The organism is Aliikangiella litoralis, assembly GCF_052495765.1.
In genome coordinates this window covers 4,452,591-4,468,292 of record NZ_CP199292.1, presented here as the reverse complement: position 1 = coordinate 4,468,292, position 15,702 = coordinate 4,452,591, and the positions used below count along the sequence as shown (strand labels likewise).

Annotated in this window: 17 protein-coding genes; 5 read left to right on the top strand and 12 right to left on the bottom strand. The window is 36.7% G+C overall.

Annotated elements, in window-relative coordinates:
• Positions 1-8 precede the first annotated feature (8 nt).
• The 3 genes from ACT5E3_RS18640 to ACT5E3_RS18630 all read left to right on the top strand — a co-directional run bounded on the left by ACT5E3_RS18640 (position 9) and on the right by ACT5E3_RS18630 (position 3,200).
• Positions 9-194: a hypothetical protein gene (locus ACT5E3_RS18640; protein ID WP_444995059.1), complete on the top strand. Its 186-nt coding sequence runs from the start codon at positions 9-11 to the stop codon at positions 192-194.
• 209 nt (positions 195-403) lie between these two features.
• Positions 404-1,753 (top strand): DUF819 family protein, encoded by a 1,350-nt coding sequence (locus ACT5E3_RS18635; protein WP_444995058.1) that lies wholly within the window; start codon positions 404-406, stop codon positions 1,751-1,753.
• Positions 1,754-2,036: 283 nt separating this feature from the next.
• A complete protein-coding gene (locus ACT5E3_RS18630; protein WP_444995057.1) occupies positions 2,037-3,200 on the top strand; it encodes an FHA domain-containing protein in 1,164 nt (387 codons plus the stop codon).
• A 23-nt stretch (positions 3,201-3,223) separates the two neighbouring features.
• Here the strand turns inward: ACT5E3_RS18630 and ACT5E3_RS18625 are convergent, their stop codons facing one another.
• Together ACT5E3_RS18625 and ACT5E3_RS18620 are read right to left on the bottom strand one after the other, a co-directional pair.
• Positions 3,224-4,843 carry a protein kinase domain-containing protein gene (locus ACT5E3_RS18625; protein ID WP_444995056.1) on the bottom strand — a complete coding sequence of 540 codons (1,620 nt, stop codon included), beginning with the start codon at positions 4,841-4,843 and terminating at the stop codon, positions 3,224-3,226.
• 225 nt (positions 4,844-5,068) lie between these two features.
• On the bottom strand, positions 5,069-6,025 hold the full coding sequence (locus tag ACT5E3_RS18620) for an arginine deiminase-related protein (RefSeq protein WP_444995055.1): 957 nt from the start codon (positions 6,023-6,025) through the stop codon (positions 5,069-5,071).
• 491 nt (positions 6,026-6,516) lie between these two features.
• On the opposite strand from ACT5E3_RS18620, the gene ACT5E3_RS18615 reads away from it, so the two are divergent.
• Positions 6,517-7,419 carry a transcriptional regulator GcvA gene (locus ACT5E3_RS18615; protein ID WP_444995054.1) on the top strand — a complete coding sequence of 301 codons (903 nt, stop codon included), beginning with the start codon at positions 6,517-6,519 and terminating at the stop codon, positions 7,417-7,419.
• Between the two features lie 100 nt (positions 7,420-7,519).
• Positions 7,520-8,251 (top strand): signal peptidase I, encoded by a 732-nt coding sequence (gene lepB / locus ACT5E3_RS18610; protein ID WP_444995053.1) that lies wholly within the window; start codon positions 7,520-7,522, stop codon positions 8,249-8,251.
• A 34-nt stretch (positions 8,252-8,285) separates the two neighbouring features.
• Here the strand turns inward: lepB and ACT5E3_RS18605 are convergent, their stop codons facing one another.
• The 10 genes from ACT5E3_RS18605 to ACT5E3_RS18560 all read right to left on the bottom strand — a co-directional run bounded on the left by ACT5E3_RS18605 (position 8,286) and on the right by ACT5E3_RS18560 (position 15,613).
• Positions 8,286-8,549: an HPr family phosphocarrier protein gene (locus ACT5E3_RS18605; protein WP_444995052.1), complete on the bottom strand. Its 264-nt coding sequence runs from the start codon at positions 8,547-8,549 to the stop codon at positions 8,286-8,288.
• A 19-nt stretch (positions 8,550-8,568) separates the two neighbouring features.
• Positions 8,569-9,414, bottom strand: a complete 846-nt coding sequence (rapZ, locus tag ACT5E3_RS18600) for an RNase adapter RapZ (RefSeq protein ID WP_444995051.1) — start codon at positions 9,412-9,414, stop codon at positions 8,569-8,571.
• 67 nt (positions 9,415-9,481) lie between these two features.
• Positions 9,482-9,967 (bottom strand): PTS sugar transporter subunit IIA, encoded by a 486-nt coding sequence (locus ACT5E3_RS18595; RefSeq protein ID WP_444995050.1) that lies wholly within the window; start codon positions 9,965-9,967, stop codon positions 9,482-9,484.
• 81 nt (positions 9,968-10,048) lie between these two features.
• A complete protein-coding gene (gene hpf, locus ACT5E3_RS18590; protein WP_444995049.1) occupies positions 10,049-10,336 on the bottom strand; it encodes a ribosome hibernation promoting factor in 288 nt (95 codons plus the stop codon).
• Positions 10,337-10,420: 84 nt separating this feature from the next.
• Positions 10,421-11,911, bottom strand: coding sequence for an RNA polymerase factor sigma-54 (locus ACT5E3_RS18585; protein ID WP_444995048.1), 1,491 nt, complete (start codon positions 11,909-11,911; stop codon positions 10,421-10,423).
• A gap of 219 nt (positions 11,912-12,130) precedes the next feature.
• Positions 12,131-12,856, bottom strand: a complete 726-nt coding sequence (gene lptB / locus ACT5E3_RS18580) for an LPS export ABC transporter ATP-binding protein (protein ID WP_444995047.1) — start codon at positions 12,854-12,856, stop codon at positions 12,131-12,133.
• Complete coding sequence (locus tag ACT5E3_RS18575) at positions 12,853-13,551, bottom strand: LptA/OstA family protein (protein ID WP_444995046.1); 699 nt, start codon at positions 13,549-13,551, stop codon at positions 12,853-12,855. Before ACT5E3_RS18575 ends, lptB begins: the two co-directional genes overlap by 4 nt.
• Positions 13,541-14,101, bottom strand: a complete 561-nt coding sequence (gene lptC, locus ACT5E3_RS18570) for an LPS export ABC transporter periplasmic protein LptC (RefSeq protein WP_444995045.1) — start codon at positions 14,099-14,101, stop codon at positions 13,541-13,543. The genes ACT5E3_RS18575 and lptC overlap by 11 nt, the downstream gene beginning before the upstream one ends.
• Positions 14,098-14,637 carry a 3-deoxy-manno-octulosonate-8-phosphatase KdsC gene (kdsC, locus tag ACT5E3_RS18565; RefSeq protein ID WP_444995044.1) on the bottom strand — a complete coding sequence of 180 codons (540 nt, stop codon included), beginning with the start codon at positions 14,635-14,637 and terminating at the stop codon, positions 14,098-14,100. The genes lptC and kdsC overlap by 4 nt, the downstream gene beginning before the upstream one ends.
• A gap of 1 nt (position 14,638) precedes the next feature.
• Positions 14,639-15,613, bottom strand: a complete 975-nt coding sequence (locus tag ACT5E3_RS18560) for a KpsF/GutQ family sugar-phosphate isomerase (protein ID WP_444995043.1) — start codon at positions 15,611-15,613, stop codon at positions 14,639-14,641.
• Between the last annotated feature and the right edge of the window lie 89 nt (positions 15,614-15,702).

Here is a 15,702-nt window from a genome sequence, read left to right as displayed (position 1 = left end):
ACTAGCGAGTGGCAAAAAAGGCGTATCCTTTAAGAATTAACCCGGAAGTCCTCAATGCGATGCATCAATGGGCTGCAGATGACTTAAGAAGTCTGAACGCTCAGATTGAATATGTTTTAAGAGAGGCATTGCTAAAAAGTGGCCGGATAAAACCTAAAACGGTGATAGCAACGCAAGTTTCTCTCGATGACTAATTGTTTTTCGGAATAATCATATTCATTACTTTTAGATTACGTTTATTATTGTTTTATCAATTTTACCTCTTTTTATTATCTTTCTTTATTTTAGTATTAAATAAGCCTATAAATTTTGTCTTCTGGCTGATATCTTTCTGTCTACAAAATAATAATTGGCCTGATTTTTTTTGGCCAAAATAATTCAATTTTCATTACTTGGGGCTGAAATGCAAGAACCGATTACTTACTTAATTACCAATAGTGCTGTTGTTTTTGGAATACTGGCTGTGATTTTAGGGCTGGTTTTTTATACCCATCATAGCGATAACATCTATTGTAAACGTTTTTATAAATTTATACCGGCTGTGTTGGTGTGTTATTTTGTTCCATCCCTTCTACACTCATTCCATATTGTGCCTTATGATTATGCTTGCGTTGATGTTTTAAAGGGTGTAGTTGAAGCGGGAGAGAAAATTTTAGCTCAGTGTCAATCAGTAGCAGAACCAGAAAAAAAGAAAATAGCGGCTAGTGGTTCGCAGTTATATTATGTTGCTTCTCGGTTTTTACTACCAGCAAGCCTGGTATTGCTGACTTTAAGTATTGATTTTGCGAGGATTAAAGCACTCGGTCCAAAAGCAATAATATTATTTTTAACAGGAACATTAGGCATTGTAATTGGAGGGCCTATTGCTTTATTGGTGATGGCATGGGTTAATCCTGATGTAGTTGCAGGCGATGTGTGGAGAGGGATGACAACGGTTGCTGGTAGCTGGATTGGTGGTGGTGCTAATCAGGCTGCGATGAAGGAAGTCTATCAAGTTTCGGATAAATTGTTTTCTAGTATGATCGCTGTGGATGTGATTATTGCAAATACTTGGATGGCTGTTCTACTGTATATGGCTGGTCGTTCTAAAGAGCTCGATACAGTAAGTGGTGCTAATACTTCAGCTATTGAAGAATTAAAAGAGACGGTTGAAAAGTTCAATAAAAAACATGCAAGAATTCCAAGTTTACCAGATTTGATGTTAGTGCTGGCGGTTGCATTTGGCGCGACTGCTATTGGGCATTTAGTCGCTGATTGGTTGGCTCCTTTTATTGCCGATAACTGGCCACAGGCGGAGCGTTATTCTTTAACCAGTAAGTTCTTTTGGTTAATTGTGGTTGCAACAACTATAGGGTTAGTACTTTCAATGACCAGGCTCAGAACACTTGAAGCTGCTGGGGCATCTAAGGTGGGATCGGTGTTTATTTTTATATTGGTTGCTTGCATTGGTTTGCATATGGATATTACAGCTATCGTAGAGCGTCCTTGGTTATTTCTTGTTGGCGCCATCTGGATGCTTGTTCATGCATCATTAATGTTGCTTGTAGCTAAACTTATTAAGGCTCCTGTATTTTACATGGCTGTTGGGAGTCAGGCTAATGTTGGTGGCGCGGCTTCGGCGCCTATTGTTGCTGCTGCATTCCATCCGTCTTTAGCGCCAGTAGGGGCCTTGCTGGCTGTTTTAGGGTACGCGTTGGGAACATATGCGGCTTGGCTCTGTGGCCAAGTGTTGATGTTGGTTGCTGGCGTGTAGTTCGTTGCTGATATGCTGCTGGCTATCTAGGACTAAGAATAAATGTGGGTAAGTTGTTATAAATAGTCAATATTTTTGATTTAGATGGCTTTCTGTTCTAAAACTAAACTATGGGCCTTGCAATAAAGCTAAAATTACATAAATAAGTGAAATATCTGAAAAAAGATATTTTGAAACTTATCATTAGCCGTTATTATATACGAATTATTTGGTCTAAAAATTCAGGTTGTTTCAGTTTTAAGCAAGTTTGATTGGAACTGAAACATAACGGAAAGCTCTATTTATGCTTAAAATTCAGTTCGAGGATAAGAGAAAACCTGCAATGTGGTTGGTAGACTCAGTCCTTAAGTTAGGTTCTGATCCTAGTTGCGACATCGTTGTTGACGAATCAATGGTTGCTCCTTTTCATGCTGAGTTAGTTATTCAGCAAGGCGAAATTTTATTAAAAAATGTTAGTGGTAATCGAAGTGTATTTATTAATGAGATACCTGTTGTTAATGAGCAGGTATTAGATGCTTGGGATACTATTCGGTTAGGTTCAAGTGAACTAGAAATTATCGATCCACTTAAAGAGCGATCGGGTGAGAGAGGGCACAAACCTGAGCAAGCAACTATTGTACGTCCAGCTGTAAGCCCTTGGATGTTAAAAGGTGGTTCAACACCATTAGATGGTCAATATTTTTCTTTAGCTGATGGTAATATTATTGGACGTGAAAAAAACGCAGATATTACTGTTCCCTTAAGTTTCGTTTCTCGACAGCATGCAAAAATTGCACTCAGAAAAGATAAACTTTACATTGAAGATATGAACTCCTCCAATGGAACTTACGTGAATGGTGATCGAGTCATTAGTTGTGAATTACGTAATGGAGATGAGCTTAGGTTTGATGAGTTTATTTTTAATGTGATCGGTCCTGTTACAAAAATTGATAGTAAACCAAGAACAGTTGTTAGAGATAAAAAAACGAGTAAAAAGAAGCCTTCTGTACAGGCAAAAGCTAACACAACCCCAAAGAATCTTAATCAAAATGAAAAAGTTTTTTTACACGGAATTTCTGCTGATGTGCAAGGAAAGATCTATGAGATTACCAATGCTGAAAATCATATTTCAAGAATGTTAGGACATCACTTATCAACTAGCGAGAAGAGTGTATCTGCTCGTCATGTATATTTAATGGGAACCGATTTAGGTTGGGAAATTAAAAATAACGGTGCATCAGATGGGTTGTTGGTTAATGGAAAAATGCAATCTAGAGCTGTACTGCAAGATGGCGATGAAATTATAGTGGGCGGCACGTTACTCAAATTTCAAAGTGTTGGTGAGCAACCATTAAACTATAAAACACAACATCAACAGAAAAAAAATATGACAGGGTTGGTTGTTAGCGGAGTTATTGTGACTTTGTTATTAGCTGGGTTATATTTTTCTGGCATTTTTACAGGGTAAGTTAATCCTGTCTGTTCCTAGGCTTATTTTATAAAGTCTTTTGCTAATAGTCCTATGATACACAAAATAGCTAGTACTAAAGAAATGGCTAACCATTTTGTGTGGTCGGTTTTAGTTTGTTTAGATATTTTGTTGTTTAGAGTTTTAGGGGAGTCTTTTTTCCGTTTTTTTCCAATGTTTGAGCGAGGGCGTTTATTGACCTCTAAATTGGAAATTCTTTGTAATTCAACAAAAATTTCTTGTGCTGAGTTTGGGCGGTTTAGAGGATCTAGAGCAATCATTTTATCAATTAGTTTTTGAAGCCTAAAAGATACTTTTTGAGAGCTAGAGGGAAGTGTTTGATTGGGCGGAACCCCAAAAAGCATATGATGAAAAATAGCACCCATTGAATATATATCATATTGCTCACTAAAGCCCTGCTGACCGGGTGGTTGGTAAGCTTTTATTGCCTGGGGATTATCGTTACTACTATTGCTTTGTCCAAAGTCACACACTTTAGGGTTTTGTTTATCGTCAAACAAAATATTACTGGGTGATAAATTTTTGTGCAATATATTATTTTGGTGTGCATAATCGATTGCTGAGCATATTTTGCAAGCTTGTTTAAGAAATTCTGGCTCATATAAATCAACGATTAATTGATTGCTTAAACTACCGCCAGAAAGGTATTCAGTAATAATGGTTGCATTGTTATGTTTTTTTACCGCCGCAAAAATATTAATGATATTGGGATGTTTTAAGCTACTTAAAAGTTTAGCTTCTTTTAATCCCGATAGATCGCCAATGCTACGCCTGATGACGAGTAACTGTTTGTTGCTTTTTTTCTGAAATAAATAAACTCTTTTAGAAGTTGTTTGGCTAAGCACATCTAATAGGTTAAAGTTGCTGGCTAGATCTTTATTTTCATTTTGTAATGTTTGAATATTAGATTGGCCTAAATGGCTACCTTGAGAAATACGCAAAAGTTGATCTCTAACATGGGTTAAAGATTGGTATCTTTCAGTCGGTGATGGATGGCAACATTTTTGAATGAGTGCTTTTAATTCTGATGATATTTCTGTTGATTGACTGGTATTAGATTTAGGATTGAACAGGTTATTAAACAATACACCGAGTGAGAATATATCACTGGCTATGGTTGCTTTGCTATAGTCATCTTGCTGTTCAGGCGCAACATAACCTTTAGTGCCCATAATGGTTGTTGCTGTTGCCACTTGGCTATCCCCCTGGTTGACGAGGGCAATACCAAAATCAAGAATTTTAACATCGCCATGCTGATCGATAATAATATTAGATGGCTTAATATCCCTGTGTATCACACTGTTTTTATGGGCATATGCAAGTCCTTTACAAAGTTGCAGTGCAATATCCATTTTTTTATTAAAAGGCAGTTCGGCTTCATTTAAAACGGTAGATAAATCGAGCCCATTAATTTTTTCCATTACAAAGTAGGGCTGTAAGTCTTCTGTAATCCCTTTATCAATAACTTGAACAATATTAGGATGGTTTAATTGGGCAATAATTAATGATTCGTGTTCAAATAATTCTTTTGCTTCTTGATGAGCTATTAGTTTCTGGCTAAGGAACTTTATCGCAACGGAGCGGTTTAATGAAAGTTGGACCGCATCATAAATTTTGGCCATCCCGCCTGACGCAATTTCCTGATTTATTTTATATCCATCCAGGACTGGCAAATTCATAGGTGAAAAATTATTATTTTTTTAAAGACTTAGTTCTAGTTTAGTCTTAATTATATGATTTTGCCGGAATTTTGACTGAAATCGATATCGCTTTTATGTGCGAACTGTGCATAAAAGTGACATCTTATATATGAATGGATAGTAATGCATGTTGTTGTATTTAAAGCGCTATAAGTTTTTTTGAGGAAGAAAGTTTTCTGCAATCATGCAGCGAGCACTGCCACCGCCTATGTGTTCTATGGTTGGTATATGGCAACCGATAAGTTCACCGTGTTTTTCAAGACATTTCTTCTGTGAGTGAGTAAATCCTTTTAGTGCTGATTCAGACATAACAATTAGTGGTTGACCAAGAGTATTTTGTAGCTGGATGATGTTTCCACAGAAAGATTGACTCATTTGTTCGTTTGAAATAGGGATGAGATCATCAAAAGTGTCTTTTAATGTTTTTATTACATTTCTATTGGTTTCAGTTTGGTTGATTATATTCTTTGCTATCACCACAAAATGTTTTCCACAAGACATAGCAACATTGGTATGATAAATAGGAATCCCTTGCTGGCTAGCTGTATTAAACATGTGGGACTGATAACCATATTTTTGACAAAATGATAATAATAGTTTTTTCGAACATCTTTCTGATAGGGCTGCAAAAGCCTGCCCTGTTTGGTGATGAAAAACAAGGCTGCCAGTGCCTTCAAGTATTTCATTTGGTTGAGTATTTTCTCTGAGATCTATTGTCTGTTTGATTAAGTAGCCGTGCTCTTCTAATGATTGAGAAAGCTCATCAATTTGCACTTCAGCTTGACGGTTGAGAGTTTTCATTGGGTAAATAAAAAGCTTCCCATCTTGGCGAGTTGAAAACCAGTTATTGGGAAATACGGCATCTGGCAAAGTTATTTGAGTATGAGATTTTTTTAGTACAATGACCTCAATCCCCTTATCTTCCAACCGCTGGCGCATTTGGTTGAATTCATTCAAAGCGCTTAATTGAATTTGTTTATCACTGATATCAGTTGGTTTATGTTGAAACTCGTTATCGGTGCTTGTTTGTTCGTTATAGCCAAAATCTAATGGCTGAACCATAACAATTGAGTGAGTAAGGTGATTTTGGGTATAAGGTGTCATATATTAAAGTAGGGTTAATAAAATAATGGTTGTTATTATGCGCTTTTTTGAGTAAAAAAAAAGGCTTGCGTTAGCAAGCCTGATTAGTAATAAGCTGTGAAATATTAGGACCAAAAAAGGGGTAGGAGGTCACAGCATTCACTAATAAATTCTGTTGGGACAGAATAAAACAACTCTCAAAACAAGGTACAAAACACTGCTAACAATACTTAATGGTGGACCACACCAATTAACTGTACTAGTTAGCTTAATTTGCGCTAGCAAATAATATCTGCTTACTGGAAACGAGTTCTAATTAGTTTGATTAATCGGTCAAACTAACATTTGAAATCCATTATTAAACAAGCGGTTTAAATCAATTGGCTTTCAAACTTAAGTGTTTGCAGACACAGGATGAACTATACGTGGCCATTTGTTTGTTTTCAAACGATCATTTATAATGGTTCGCATTAGAAAAAATAATGTGAAGTAACTTCTAAGAGATAAACTTTATGATACGTAGGCTCCCACCGTTAAAAAGCCTTAGAGCTTTTGAAGCCGCAGCCAGACACTTGAGTTTTACAAGAGCTGCTGATGAGCTATTTGTGACTCAGGCTGCTGTGAGCCATCAAATAAAATCATTAGAAGATTTTTTGGGAGTGCAATTATTTGTTCGACGAAATCGTCAATTATTACTAACTGATGAGGGACAAAGTTATTGGCCAAAAATAAGAGATATTTTTGAAATATTGACAAATGCAACAGAAGAAATTAAAGCCCAAAGGGCTAGTGGTGAATTAACGGTTAGTGTTGTGCCTTCATTTGCGACTGTTTGGTTAGTTCCAAGGTTATCTAAATTCAAGCAAATTTACCCTGATATTGAAGTGCGGCTAAAAGCGAGTGATGAAATGGTTAATTTTGTTCGAGAAGATGTTGATGTCGCTATTTATTACGATAAAGGGGATTACCCTGGAATGCACTCTATTACTTTACTCAATGAAAAGTTGACTCCTTTATGTGCCCCCTCATTATTAGAAGGAGATAAACCACTAAAATCACCAGAAGATCTTAAATTGCATACTTTATTGCACGATGGTACTACTGATGATTGGAGACGTTGGTTAAAATTTGCAGGAGTGAAAGGGATCTCACTTAATCAAGGACCTGTATTTAGTCATACCGTCATGGTTCAACAAGCGGCTATTTATGGGCAAGGTATTGCTATGGGGCATTTGGTATTGTCTCAGTCTGATGTTATGGCAGGAAGGCTCATTCGCCCCTTTGGTTTAACGATGGAAAGTGATTACTCCTATGACATTGTTTGCCCTAAAGAGTCTTCAGAAAGGCCCAAAGTCAAAGCTTTTACCGATTGGTTGCTTGAAACTGTTCGTCTTGAGAGTGGTGGTTTATGTTAGGGCGTGTCATTTTATATTGTAATGAAATATATATTTTAGGAACTCTATTTTATGAACAAAATCTAACCTGGCACATTGAAACTTTTATGAGAGTAGCTTGATGGTAATGAAATTTTGGAAAACCAATAAAGGTTTTATTATTGGCATATTATTAATGCTGTTTTTTAGAAGCGCAATTGCTGATTGGTATAAAGTCCCTACTGGCTCAATGCAACCTAATATTTTAATTGGTGATAGAGTTTGGGTGAATAAGCTTGCATATGATGTAAAAGTTCCTTTTTCAAATATCAATCTTAGCCGAAATGCAGAACCTATCGTTGGTGATATTGTGGTTTTTCAGTCAGTAAAAGCGTCTGAAAGATTGATTAAAAGAGTAATAGGAGTACCCGGAGATAAGATCTCTATGGTTAATAATCGGTTGATAGTTAATGGACAACTCGTTCAGATTGATGAGTTTCAAAACAACCAAGTCATTGAACATTTTATTCATGATAATGAACAAGCAAGTTATTTTACTGAAAAACATCCTGGTTTATCTAAAGGGAATACAGGTGAGGGGAGCCATACCCATACACAGGGAATGGATAATAAAGGGTATGCTGTTCGATTACTTAAATATTTCAATAATCGACTTTCTACATTCAAAGAAATAGAAGTACCCCCGAATCATTATTGGGTTATGGGGGATAATAGGGATAATAGCGCAGATTCTAGAGTTATAGGGTTGATACCAAGGGAAGAGCTAATTGGCCGTGCAGAGAGAGTCGTTGTTTCTCTCGATAAAAATAACTATTATTTACCTAGAGAAGGGCGTTTTTGGGAAAAACTATAATTTCCCAAATGTGTTAGTCCTAAATCTGCTAGTGCTACTCCCCAAAACCTTGGGCAAATAGGTTTTTTAATGCGCTGAGTAGTTGTTCGGAGTCTGGTCCAACACTTGATATTTTAATCTGAGAGCCTTTTGGTGCGTTTAAAGTGAGTAACTTGATTAAACTATCGCCAGGGGCAACCCTATCTTTGTGAGTCAGTGTAGCGTCACTGGTGAATTTAACCACTTCTGCTACAATCCGTGCTGCTGCGCGTGCGTGCATTCCTTTTTGGTTAATCACCTCGCATACTGCTTCTACCATTAAAGCTTCTCCCTTTGGTTTATTTCATCTCTCTATGGCGTATCTGAGTATTAGGATAGAGGGATTTGAAGTTAGTTGCCAGTCTTTCTGCTATATACACAGAGCGGTGTTGTCCTCCGGTGCAGCCTATGGCGACAGTGAGATAGTTTCGGTTATCTTGTTCAAATCGCGGTATCCAGGTTTGCAAGAATATTTTAAGCTGCCAGTAAAATTCTTGTGCTGTGGGCTGGGCCTCTAAAAACTTTATAATTTGATTGTCCTTACCTGTATATGGCCTAAGAGACTCATCCCAATAAGGGTTAGGAAGACAACGGGCATCAAATACAAAGTCAGCATCGTTAGGAGCACCATTTTTAAAACCAAAAGATTCGAAAAGTAGACTGAGATGTGATGAGTTTTCGCCTAATACTCTTTTGACAATGACTTCGCATAACTCGTGTGGCGATTTAGAGGTTGTATCAATAACTAGCTGAGCATATCGGGTTACTGGCTCTAACCTAACTTTTTCTTGTTGGATCGCTTCTGATAGAGACAAGCCTTCTGAAGTCATTGGATGTCGACGTCTGGTTTCACTAAACCTTTTGAGAAGAGTTGCATCGTTAGCATCGATAAAAATAACATTGAATGTATGTTCTGATTTATCAATTTGTTCAATTAAGCGATCAAATTCTTCTACAGTGTGCGATATATTTCTCGCATCAACACCAATAGCAAGGCCTGGGTAGTGTTCGTCAATTTGGTCTAATAAGGCGGGGATCAGTTTTATTGGAATATTATCAACGCAATAAAACCCCTGATCTTCCAATGCTCTTAAAGCAACTGTTTTACCAGAACCAGAACGACCACTGACCATGATCCGCTTCATTTAGTATTTTTCCTTTTTAAGGCGTAGCAATCTAAGTGTTAGCTTAATATAAACATAATAACTTATTTTAGTGAATAGTTTCTGACGCTTTCGTTAAAATTTCAAGAAGTGCGTCACTACAGTGTGCGTGGCGAATTTGAGAAACAAAGGTCGGATCAGATAGTATTTTGGCTATTTCAGCGAGGCTTTTGAGTTGTTCGTTATCTGCTTGTTCAGGAACCATTATGGCGAATACAATATCAACAGGTTGGTTATCTGGGGCGTCATAATCGACTGGTTCATCGAGTAAAATGAAGACTGCAGTTGCTTTAGTGCAGGCTTTTACTCGTCCATGAGGAATTGCAATGCCGTGACCAAGTGCTGTAGAGCCCAATTTTTCTCTTGCAAAAAGGCTATCAAAGATATCTTCCGCTGGACAGTCGATTGATTCTGCTAGTATTTCACTGACTTTTTCAAGAATTTTTTTCTTGCTAGATAACTTCAGGCTACAAAAGGTCGCATCGGAGGAAAGTAATTGACTAATTTTCATTGGACGACTTAGTTTTAATATCAAGTAGAGCTGAGTGTTAACTGTATCACAATCAGCCCTAACTTTTTTAGTAAATTTTCATTAAATTATAGGTTACTAAGGTGATTAGTGACGAATCAATTTTTCTTTATGTTTGATTACTTGCCTATCTAGTTTATCAACTAAAGTATCAATTGCGGCATACATGTCTTCTGATTCACTATTGGCGAATATTTCACCACCATTCACGTTTAATTTTGCTTCTGCAATTTGGCGGAGTTTTTCTACTTGCAGTATCACATGAACATTATTGATATGGTCGAAATGACGCTCTATTTTTTCAAATTTTTCATGAACATAGTTTTTTAAAGAGTCAGTAATGTCTAAGTGATGGCCTGTTAAGTTTATTTGCATAGTAGTATTCCTTCTTTTGTTGATGGAAATATTAAGATATATCGTATGTTAAGATTACTAACATACGATAAAGTTCTTAATGCTTTAGATCAATTTTTTCCTCTCATTTGAAGGAGGAATTGACATTGCTTCGCGGTATTTGGCTACGGTTCTTCGAGCAACTTTAATTCCTTGATCTTTCAATAGGTTAGCCAGCTTACTATCGCTAAGCGGTTTGGCTTGGTTTTCTGCACTAATTAGTTTTTTCAATACTGCCCGTATTGCGGTTGATGAACATTCTCCGCCAGAAGTTGTACCAACATGACTAGAGAAAAAATATTTCAGTTCAAATATACCCCGAGGTGTACGCATATATTTTTGAGTTGTTACGCGAGATATTGTTGACTCATGCATTTCCACTTCTTCTGCAATATCGTTTAAAACCAGTGGTTTCATCGCTTCTTCGCCATATTCTAAAAAACCAACTTGTTTGGAAACAATACATGAGGCAACTTTAAGCAGCGTTTCGTTACGGCTTTGTAAGCTCTTGATGAACCATTTTGCTTCTTGCAAATTATTCTTAAGGTAAACATTGTCAGGGCTATTATCTGCACGTTTAATGAGAGAGGCATAGTCAGCGTTAATTTTTAATTTAGGTGTGCTGCCCCCATTAAGTTCCACAGCCCATACTCCGTTACTGTCTTTGGTGACAAATACATCTGGAGTGATATATTGGGCGGTGTTTTGGTTTATTTGGTTGCCTGGGCGTGGATCTAGTGATTGAATGAGTTCCACGGCATCTTTAAGTTGAGCTTCATTAATGCCCATTGCTCGTACAATTTGACGATAATTTCGACTTGAAAGATGATCAAACTGTTCTTTAATTACGGATTTGGCTAATTGTAGTGCAGGTGATTTTGTGTTCAATCGATTAAGCTGTACTAATAAACATTCTTGTAGGTTTCTAGTGGCAATACCAGCAGGTTCAAAGCTTTGTAGCAAATGAAGAACGGCTTCAACTTCTTCAAGTTCTACGCTCGTTTCAGGGTCATCAAATTCATCTTCAAACATCGTGACCACATCGTCAAGGTTTGCCTGCATATAACCTCGTTCATCAATCGCATCAATCAATATTGTTGCGATTGTTTTGTCGATATCTGACAAATTCATCATGTCTATTTGCCATTGCAATTGATCCCGGAGAGATTCGCTAGTTTCGCCCTGATATTCAAAATTATTGGCATCATCATTATGCGTTGTTGATGAAGGGCCCTGTGATACATACCCCCAGTCTTCCCACTGTGAATCAGTGACCATTTCTTCAGATAATTTTTCGTCGGTGAGCTTATCACGAGTATCTGTCTCTTCCACTCTTTCTTGTTTTGATTCGTTAGGGGTAGATTCAGCATTTTCTAGGTTGTCTGCTTGAGCGACTTCATCATTTTGCTCGGCATCTAATAATGGATTTGAATCAAGTGTTTGTTGAATTTCGCTTTGTAAGTCAAGATTTGATAATTGCAGCAATTTTATTGCCTGCTGCAATTGAGGCGTCATAGTAAGGGATTGACCAATTTTAAGTTGTAGCGATTGTTTCATTAATATTATTTTCCAGAGACTATTTTTGATGGCCTCTTATATTTTAACTATAGCGCTATTTAAACTTAATAGCGAAAAAAGAGTTTATTAAGTATATCTATTATAGGATTAATATGATGCTGTTTAGACTGAGATTCAAGTAGTAAATCATATAATTTTAAATTTTATTCTTAATCGATTAAAATTCAATCATTAGCAGGTTAAAATTTTTATGCTTAGCTAAAGTTTGAAGTTTTCACCTAAATAAACGGCTTTAACTTGCTGATTCGACAATATTTCTTCCGGTGAGCCTTGAGCTAAGAGCTTACCGGATTCGACAATATAGGCTTTCTCACAAACGTCAAGGGTTTCTCTGACATTATGATCAGTTATGAGCACTCCCAAACCTCTATCTCTCAGTTGTTGGATAATATTTTTTATTTCGCCAACAGAAATAGGATCAACACCAGCGAATGGTTCATCCAAGAGAATAAAGCGTGGCTCGTTAGCTAATGCTCTGGCTATTTCTACTCGACGTCTTTCTCCGCCAGATAAAGCCATTCCAAGGCTTTTTTGAATATGAGTAATTTGAAATTCTTCGAGCAATGCTATCATTTTTTGTTGGCGTTGTTGTTTCGATAGTGACGAATTCAGCTCTAAAATAGACATAATGTTTTGTTCAACAGTAAGCTTTCTAAAAACAGAAGCTTCTTGAGGTAAGTAGCCAATCCCCAAATTAGCCCTTTGATGCATGGCATGGTTTGTAATGTTGAGGTCATCCAAAAAAATATGCCCGCCATCAGCTTGAACTAAACCAACAATCATATAAAAGGAAGTTGTTTTTCCGGCGCCATTAGGGCCCAACAAGCCAACAATTTGACCGGTTTCTACCGTTAAAGAAACATCGGATACTACTTTTCGTTTTGAGTAGATTTTGGCTAAATGTTTTGCGACTAACTTGCTCATTTTTTATTCGTCTTTGATTGAATAATTTCTATTTGTTCGTTGGAAGTTTTGGGCATGTTTAAAATTCCAGTTTTGATATTATAAATAAGCTTTGCTGCTTTAATTGTTTCTTGTTGCCGTGACAAAAATACATTGCCTGTTAATTCCACTATTTCAGTTTTTTCATTGTAATCCAGTTTGTCTGCTTCAACTTTAACAGGTGGTTGATCTGTTTGATTAATATGTAAAGTTAGCGGTTTACCAGAAACGGTTAAATGGTAACCTGATAATTGGTTTAGGTATAATTCATCGCCAACAATATCGATAACATAGGCTTGTTCTACTTTTTTTAAACGGATATGTTCTTTTGCAAATATCAGTTTTTTTTTCAATTGGTAATTAATTTTATTTGCTGATAATTTATTTACCAAACTCGTATTATTAATTTGTTGGTGGAAACTAGCTGGTTGACCGATAATATCAAAAAATTTGAACTCGCCTTCGGCGGTTTTTTGTGCGGTTATTTTTTCACCATTAATTGTTATATTATCTTTCCTTATTTTTGCACGTCCGATGTATGTTGCTTTGCGGCTTGTAATATCCATTGTTGAGCTGTCGCTATTGATCTTCCAGCTTTTGTTTTCAGCTGATACTAGGCCTGCTACCGGTATTGTTAGTATTAAAGCGATTAGTAAGCGCTTTTTGTTAAGAGTCATTGGGTAAAACCTCGGTACTTACCTGTGCTTTCAGGTGAATCAAATCTTTATGAAAGTCTGCTTGCATTCCTGTTGCATGAGTTAAACTTCGGTTAGTTTTTATTTGTACTTTTTCATCGGTGAATGCTGATTTATTATTTAAATTAAGTGATAAACTTTGTGTTTGAATGAGTGTGTTGTTTGAATTAAAAGTTTCGGAAATTACAATATCTCCATCTAACACTAATTGATTGGCGTCGTGAGAATATTCACCTCGGTTTGAAAGTAATTGCCAGGTAGCCTTTTTCTCACTGGTAAAGGTAACTTTAGGTGAGGTTATAATAGACGAGTTTGTAGTTAAAAAGTGTTCCATTTTCTTTGCATTAACCTGGCTTAATAATTCTCCTTTTTCTGAAAACTGTTTAAGCTCAACATTTTGAAAGTAGTAGTCTGAAGGAGGAGTATTAAGCTCTTTTATTGATGCGGGGTTATCTTGTGGTTGCCAGTAGATAAATGCCAACAACAAAGTTAGACAAATAGGTATGGTAAGGCGTTTTATTTTTTTTATCATTGCAAGTATGTGCTACAAATTGCATCTAATTTTTTTTGTGCGTAAAGAATTAAGTCTGCCAATTCTCTAACGGCTCCTTCGCCACCTTTTAAAGATGTTACCCAATCAGCATGCTGTTGCACAAAATGATATCCATCCGCAACACAAATGCCTAAACCGGATAATTGCATTAGAGGTAAATCTGGTAAATCGTCTCCAATATGAGCTACTTGTGATGGCTTTAAAGTCAGTTGCTGAGTGATTTCATTGAAAGCTGAACGTTTGTCTGTATGGCCTTGGTAAACAATATCGATACCTAACTCTTTGGCTCTACGAGCAACTATTGCTGACTGGCGTCCGGTAATTATTGCAACTTGAATACCTGAGCGTTGCAGAAGTTTTATGCCTAACCCATCTTTAATATTAAAATTTTTAAACTCATCTTCTTGGTTAGAGAAATAAACTTTTCCATCACTAAGCACACCATCCACATCGCAAATAACAAGCTTAATTTGTTTGGCTTTTTCCAATATTTCTTTTGAATAGTTTTTTGTCATATCAGACCACACCTGCAATTAATAAATCGTGCATATTTAAAGCGCCAATAGGGTGTTGCTGTTGGTCAGTTATAATGAGCGCGTTAATGGCATTTTGTTGCATTATTTGTAGTGCTTCAGCTGCAAGTTTGTCGGCACCTATTGTTTTTCCACCTTGAGTCATGACTTTACTGATAGGGGTGTTTTTGAAATCGATTTCTTCCGCTAAAGTTCTTCGCAGGTCGCCGTCGGTAAAGATCCCACATAACTTACCATTTTTATCTGCCACACAAGTCATACCAAGGCGTTTCTCGGTTATTTCAAGTAGGGCATGATTGATTGAAGTTTCTTGAGATACGATAGGAATGTTAGGGGCTTTGTGCATAATGTCACTGACTTTTAAGAGTAATTTGCGTCCAAGGCTTCCACCTGGGTGCGATAATGCAAAGTCATTTTCTGTAAAGCCTCTGGCCTCTAATAATGCCACAGCTAAGGCATCTCCCATGACTAATGAGACAGTAGTCGAAGCCGTTGGTGCTAAATTCATAGGGCAAGCTTCTTTTTCAACAGAAGTATCTAAGTTGACATTAGCAAATTTAGCTAATGTTGAATCATTTCTGCCGGTCATACTAATAAGTGGAACGTTGATTCTTTTTATTACTGGTAGAAGGCTGATAACTTCGCTGGTTTCACCAGAATTAGATAGTGCTAATACAACATCTTTTGGGGTTATCATTCCTAAATCGCCGTGGCTTGCCTCGCCAGGGTGGACGAAAAAAGCTGGGCTACCTGTACTGGCTAGTGTTGCTGCTATTTTATTGCCAATATGCCCTGATTTCCCCATTCCAATAACAACAATTCGGCCTTGGCAATTTAATAATAAGTCACAAGCTTGTGCAAAATTGATATCAATTTTGTTTTTTAACTCAGAAACAGCTTGGTATTCAATTTCAATAACTTTTTGGCCATGTTCAATGAACTGTTTTAAATCTGACATATTAAACCTGAATTCGCTTAGCCATAACATATTGATAAATAGCGAGTATTTAAACTAGCTTTATGACTATTAGTATATGAGTAAGATTA

Bases quoted from the DNA above. Each gene is read 5' to 3' on its own strand.
- ACT5E3_RS18630 (WP_444995057.1), top strand. From the start codon at position 2,037: ATGCTTAAAATTCAGTTCGAGGATAAGAGAAAACCTGCAATGTGGTTG.
- kdsC (WP_444995044.1), bottom strand. From the start codon at position 14,637: ATGACAAAAAACTATTCAAAAGAAATATTGGAAAAAGCCAAACAAATT.
- ACT5E3_RS18635 (WP_444995058.1), top strand. From the start codon at position 404: ATGCAAGAACCGATTACTTACTTAATTACCAATAGTGCTGTTGTTTTT.
- lptB (WP_444995047.1), bottom strand. From the start codon at position 12,856: ATGAGCAAGTTAGTCGCAAAACATTTAGCCAAAATCTACTCAAAACGA.
- ACT5E3_RS18605 (WP_444995052.1), bottom strand. From the start codon at position 8,549: ATGGTAGAAGCAGTATGCGAGGTGATTAACCAAAAAGGAATGCACGCA.
- ACT5E3_RS18560 (WP_444995043.1), bottom strand. From the start codon at position 15,613: ATGTCAGATTTAAAACAGTTCATTGAACATGGCCAAAAAGTTATTGAA.
- ACT5E3_RS18575 (WP_444995046.1), bottom strand. From the start codon at position 13,551: ATGACTCTTAACAAAAAGCGCTTACTAATCGCTTTAATACTAACAATA.
- ACT5E3_RS18615 (WP_444995054.1), top strand. From the start codon at position 6,517: ATGATACGTAGGCTCCCACCGTTAAAAAGCCTTAGAGCTTTTGAAGCC.
- rapZ (WP_444995051.1), bottom strand. From the start codon at position 9,414: ATGAAGCGGATCATGGTCAGTGGTCGTTCTGGTTCTGGTAAAACAGTT.
- ACT5E3_RS18625 (WP_444995056.1), bottom strand. From the start codon at position 4,843: ATGGCCAAAATTTATGATGCGGTCCAACTTTCATTAAACCGCTCCGTT.
- lptC (WP_444995045.1), bottom strand. From the start codon at position 14,101: ATGATAAAAAAAATAAAACGCCTTACCATACCTATTTGTCTAACTTTG.
- lepB (WP_444995053.1), top strand. From the start codon at position 7,520: ATGGTAATGAAATTTTGGAAAACCAATAAAGGTTTTATTATTGGCATA.
- ACT5E3_RS18620 (WP_444995055.1), bottom strand. From the start codon at position 6,025: ATGACACCTTATACCCAAAATCACCTTACTCACTCAATTGTTATGGTT.
- ACT5E3_RS18585 (WP_444995048.1), bottom strand. From the start codon at position 11,911: ATGAAACAATCGCTACAACTTAAAATTGGTCAATCCCTTACTATGACG.
- hpf (WP_444995049.1), bottom strand. From the start codon at position 10,336: ATGCAAATAAACTTAACAGGCCATCACTTAGACATTACTGACTCTTTA.